The following is a 5507-nucleotide window of genomic DNA, read 5'->3' as shown; positions in this document are numbered from 1 at the left end:
AGTACACAAAAAACAAAAACCCCGTTCTTATAATAAGAACGGGGTTTCAAAAAAGGCGACGACCTACTCTCCCACGATTGCAGTACCATCGGCGCAAATGGGCTTAACTTCTCTGTTCGGAATGGTAAGAGGTGAGCCCCATCGCTATAATCACCTTAAATCTTTCGGTGTATGTAGTATCATTTACTACTTAACCGTATATAATAACATATTGAAAAAAAACATCATAAAAATAATTGTAACTCTAAAAAAACAGGCGTACAATAAGCCTATGGGTTATTAGTACTACTCGGCTATGACATTACTGCCTTTACACCTATAGCCTATCAACGTGGTCATCTTCCACGACCCTTTAAAGAAATCTCATCTTGTGGTAGGTTTCGCGCTTATATGCTTTCAGCGCTTATCCTTTCCCAACGTAGCTACCCAGCAATGCTCCTGGCGGAACAACTGGTACACCAGAGGTTAGTCCAACTCGGTCCTCTCGTACTAGAGTCAGATCCACTCAAATTTCTAACGCCCACAGTAGATAGAGACCGAACTGTCTCACGACGTTCTGAACCCAGCTCGCGTGCCACTTTAATGGGCGAACAGCCCAACCCTTGGGACCTTCTCCAGCCCCAGGATGTGACGAGCCGACATCGAGGTGCCAAACCCCCCCGTCGATGTGAGCTCTTGGGGGAGATCAGCCTGTTATCCCCGGAGTACCTTTTATCCTTTGAGCGATGGCCCTTCCATGCGGAACCACCGGATCACTATGCTCTACTTTCGTACCTGATCGACCTGTATGTCTCTCAGTCAAGCTCCCTTATGCCATTGCACTCTACGCACGGTTACCAAGCGTGCTGAGGGAACCTTTAGAAGCCTCCGTTACTCTTTTGGAGGCGACCACCCCAGTCAAACTACCCACCAAGCACTGTCCCTCTATAAGAGGTTAGACTCTAGATAAGCAAAGGGTGGTATTTCAACAATGACTCCACAACGCCTAGCGACGCCACTTCATAGTCTCCCACCTATCCTACACATTACTTATCCAAAGCCAATACTAAGCTATAGTAAAGGTTCACGGGGTCTTTTCGTCCCACTGCGGGTAATCGGCATCTTCACCGATACTACAATTTCACCGAGCTCATGGCTGAGACAGTGTCCAGATCGTTACACCATTCGTGCAGGTCGGAACTTACCCGACAAGGAATTTCGCTACCTTAGGACCGTTATAGTTACGGCCGCCGTTTACTGGGGCTTCATTTCAGATCTTCGCCGAAGCTAAACCCTCCACTTAACCTTCCAGCACCGGGCAGGTGTCAGGCCCTATACATCATCTTTCGATTTAGCAGAGCCCTGTGTTTTTGATAAACAGTCGCCTGGACCTTTTCACTGCGGCCCATCCGAAGATGGGCGACCCTTCTCCCGAAGTTACGGGCCGATTTTGCCTAGTTCCTTAGCCATGAATCTCTCGAGCACCTTAGAATTCTCATCCCAACTACCTGTGTCGGTTTAGGGTACGGGCTGCTTCACTCGCTTTTCTTGGAAGTCGCTTCTCTGGATTATCACCTTGACCGTAGTCTCAGTGTACTATCGCGGTATTACTACTCGCTTCAACGTGCATTTCCGTCAGCACGCACCAAATATACGCCTCCGTCACTTTTAACGTGAGCAGGTACAGGAATATTAACCTGTTGTCCATCCACTTCCCCTTTCGGGTTCGCGTTAGGTCCCGACTAACCCTCAGCTGATTAGCATAGCTGAGGAAACCTTAGTCTTTCGGTGTGCGGGTTTCTCGCCCGCATTATCGTTACTTATGCCTACATTTTCTTTTGTAGCTTCTCCAGCATACCTCGCAGTACACCTTCGACGACACTACAATGCTCCCCTACCACTTTTACAAGTCCATAGCTTCGGTAGTATGTTTATGCCCGATTATTATCCATGCCGAACCGCTCGACTAGTGAGCTGTTACGCACTCTTTAAATGAATGGCTGCTTCCAAGCCAACATCCTAGCTGTCTAAGCAGTTCAACCTCGTTTATTCAACTTAACATACATTTGGGGACCTTAGCTGATGGTCTGGGTTCTTTCCCTCTCGGACATGGACCTTAGCACCCATGCCCTCACTGCTGATTAACATTTTATAGCATTCGGAGTTTGTCAGGAATTGGTAGGCGGTGAAGCCCCCGCATCCAATCAGTAGCTCTACCTCTATAAAACTATAAATCAACGCTGCACCTAAATGCATTTCGGGGAGTACGAGCTATTTCCGAGTTTGATTGGCCTTTCACCCCTACCCACAGGTCATCCGAAGACTTTTCAACGTCAACCGGTTCGGGCCTCCACTGTGTGTTACCACAGCTTCACCCTGCCCATGGGTAGATCACACGGTTTCGCGTCTACCACTACTAACTAAAGCGCCCTATTCAGACTCGCTTTCGCTACGGCTGCGGACCTGAAGTCCTTAACCTTGCTAGCAACGGTAACTCGTAGGCTCATTATGCAAAAGGCACGCCGTCACCCCAAAGGGCTCCGACCGCTTGTAAGCGTATGGTTTCAGGATCTTTTTCACTCCTTTATTCAAGGTTCTTTTCACCTTTCCCTCACGGTACTAGTTCACTATCGGTCTCTCAGGAGTATTTAGCCTTAACGGATGGTCCCGCCAGTTTCATACAGGGTTACACGTGCCCCGCACTACTCAGGATACCACTATCGATAACGATCTTTACTTATACGGGACTATCACCCTCTATGGTCACTCTTTCCAAAGTGTTCTAATTCATTACGCATCAAATGTCGTGGTCCTACAACCCCAGCATTGCCGTAACAATACTGGTTTGGGCTAATCCGAGTTCGCTCGCCGCTACTATCGGAATCACTTTTGTTTTCTTCTCCTCCGGGTACTTAGATGTTTCAGTTCTCCGGGTTCGCCTCCTTACGGATAACATATCTTCAATATGCTGGGTTGCCCCATTCGGATATCTGCGGATCGATTTGTATGTGCCAATCCCCGCAGCTTTTCGCAGCTTATCACGTCCTTCATCGCCTCTGAGAGCCTAGGCATTCCCCATACGCTCTTATGTAGCTTATTGTACTTTTTGTCTTTTTAATGAGTTTATAATTAGTTAAAAGCTCGTAAACTTTAACTAATTACGATTCTGTATAACAAATTAATGTTATACCTATTTTTATGTATCTTTTTTCAATATGTCAATGAACGTTGTGGCGAGTCGCCACAGATAAATTATCTGATGGCAAACTTAAGCCGTTGTGGAGAATACCGGAGTCGAACCGGTGACCTCCTGCGTGCAAGGCAGGCGCTCTAGCCAGCTGAGCTAATTCCCCCATTTATTCCAGAACATTGTGTCCTGAACTATGAATTTAGAATTGACAACTTCTAGAATTTCCTTTATATATTATAGCTAGTAGTCTCAGGCAGACTCGAACTGCCGACCTCTACATTATCAGTGTAGCGCTCTAACCAGCTGAGCTATGAGACTCTACTATAATAGATCATTTAAATTAACAGCAAAAGAATAAACTATCTCTTTTCTTACTTAATACCAATTAGTCGTCTTTCTCTAGAAAGGAGGTGTTCCAGCCGCACCTTCCGGTACGGCTACCTTGTTACGACTTAGCCCTAGTTACTAATTTTACCCTAGGCCGCTCCTTGCGGTGACGGACTTCAGGCACTCCCAGCTTCCATGGCTTGACGGGCGGTGTGTACAAGGCCCGGGAACGTATTCACCGCATCATGGCTGATATGCGATTACTAGCGATTCCAGCTTCACGGAGTCGAGTTGCAGACTCCGATCCGAACTGTGATAGGTTTTATAGATTCGCTCCTACTCGCGTAGTGGCTGCTCTCTGTACCTACCATTGTAGCACGTGTGTAGCCCAGGACGTAAGGGCCGTGATGATTTGACGTCATCCCCACCTTCCTCACGGTTTGCACCGGCAGTCTTGTTAGAGTTCCCGACTTGACTCGCTGGCAACTAACAACAGGGGTTGCGCTCGTTATAGGACTTAACCTGACACCTCACGGCACGAGCTGACGACAACCATGCAGCACCTTGTAAAGTGTCCGAAGAAAAAACTATCTCTAGTCCTGTCACTCTACATTTAAGCCCTGGTAAGGTTCCTCGCGTATCATCGAATTAAACCACATGCTCCACCGCTTGTGCGGGCCCCCGTCAATTCCTTTGAGTTTCATTCTTGCGAACGTACTCCCCAGGTGGGTTACTTATCACTTTCGCTTAGCCACTCAGACCGAAGTCCGAACAGCTAGTAACCATCGTTTACGGCGTGGACTACCAGGGTATCTAATCCTGTTCGCTCCCCACGCTTTCGTCCATCAGTGTCAGTTGATTATTAGTAATCTGCCTTCGCAATTGGTATTCTATGTAATATCTATGCATTTCACCGCTACACTACATATTCTAACTACTTCATAATAACTCAAGATAACCAGTATCAAAGGCAATTCTACAGTTGAGCTGCAGACTTTCACCTCTGACTTAATTATCCACCTACGGACCCTTTAAACCCAATGATTCCGGATAACGCTTGGATCCTCCGTATTACCGCGGCTGCTGGCACGGAGTTAGCCGATCCTTATTCTTACAGTACCGTCAGATCCCGACACGTCGGGAGGTTTCTTCCTGTATAAAAGCAGTTTACAACCCATAGGGCAGTCTTCCTGCACGCGGCATGGCTGGATCAGAGTTGCCTCCATTGTCCAATATTCCTCACTGCTGCCTCCCGTAGGAGTCTGGTCCGTGTCTCAGTACCAGTGTGGGGGATCCCCCTCTCAGGGCCCCTATCTATCGTTGCCATGGTATGCCGTTACCACACCATCTAGCTAATAGAACGCATACTCATCTTTTACCACCGAAGCTTTAAAGTATCTGTGATGCCACAGTCACTTACTATGGAGTATTAATCTTCATTTCTAAAGGCTATCCTCCTGTAAAAGGTAGATTGTATACGCGTTACGCACCCGTGCGCCACTCGTCATCAGATTGCAAGCAATCTATGTTACCGTTCGACTTGCATGTGTTAGGCCTGCCGCTAGCGTTCATCCTGAGCCAGGATCAAACTCTTCATCGTTAAATTTTTAAGTGTTTCCACTATTATCTTAACAACTAATCGAAATTGTTTAATTTCAGTACTCAAAATGGTCTATTCTTTTGTCTGTGAAATATCGTTTCCAATATCTCACTTACGCTGTCAATTCAATATGTTAATGAACTTTCTATTCTCTGTTTCTTAAGCGCTTTATCACTTAAGCGGGTGCAAATATAAAACCCTTTTTTTTATCCCACAATACCTTTTGTACTTTTTTTTGAAATTATTTCTTTAACCCAAATAAATCACAAAATATAATCATAGAACGTAACCAACTTATCTCGTTAGCGGGTGCAAATATACAACCACTATTTTTATTCCACCAAACCTTTTTTAATCTTTTTTTAAAATCTTTTCCCTAATACTCATGAAGGCCTTATTATGAAGTGATTA

2 tRNA genes and 3 rRNA genes are annotated in these 5507 nt (G+C 46.0%); all 5 read right to left on the bottom strand.

The annotated features are described in order from the left end of the window. Nucleotides 1-50: 50 nt before the first annotated feature. A 5S ribosomal RNA gene (gene rrf, locus KWG70_RS17590) occupies nucleotides 51-158 on the bottom strand. Between the two features lie 101 nt (nucleotides 159-259). Continuing rightward, a 23S ribosomal RNA gene (locus KWG70_RS17585) occupies nucleotides 260-3079 on the bottom strand. 179 nt (nucleotides 3080-3258) lie between these two features. Next, a tRNA-Ala gene (locus KWG70_RS17580) sits at nucleotides 3259-3332 on the bottom strand. An 81-nt stretch (nucleotides 3333-3413) separates the two neighbouring features. Beyond that, nucleotides 3414-3487, bottom strand: a tRNA-Ile gene (locus tag KWG70_RS17575). A gap of 85 nt (nucleotides 3488-3572) precedes the next feature. Further along, nucleotides 3573-5096, bottom strand: a 16S ribosomal RNA gene (locus KWG70_RS17570). Together the 16S, 23S and 5S rRNA genes with 2 tRNA genes alongside form the textbook arrangement of a ribosomal RNA operon. Nucleotides 5097-5507: the final 411 nt, after the last annotated feature.

This window comes from Psychroserpens luteolus, from assembly GCF_021032705.1.
GTDB classification, from domain to species: Bacteria; Bacteroidota; Bacteroidia; order Flavobacteriales; family Flavobacteriaceae; genus Psychroserpens; species Psychroserpens luteolus.
Note: the sequence above shows the minus strand (reverse complement) of the source record. Positions and strands in the feature narration are given on the sequence as shown.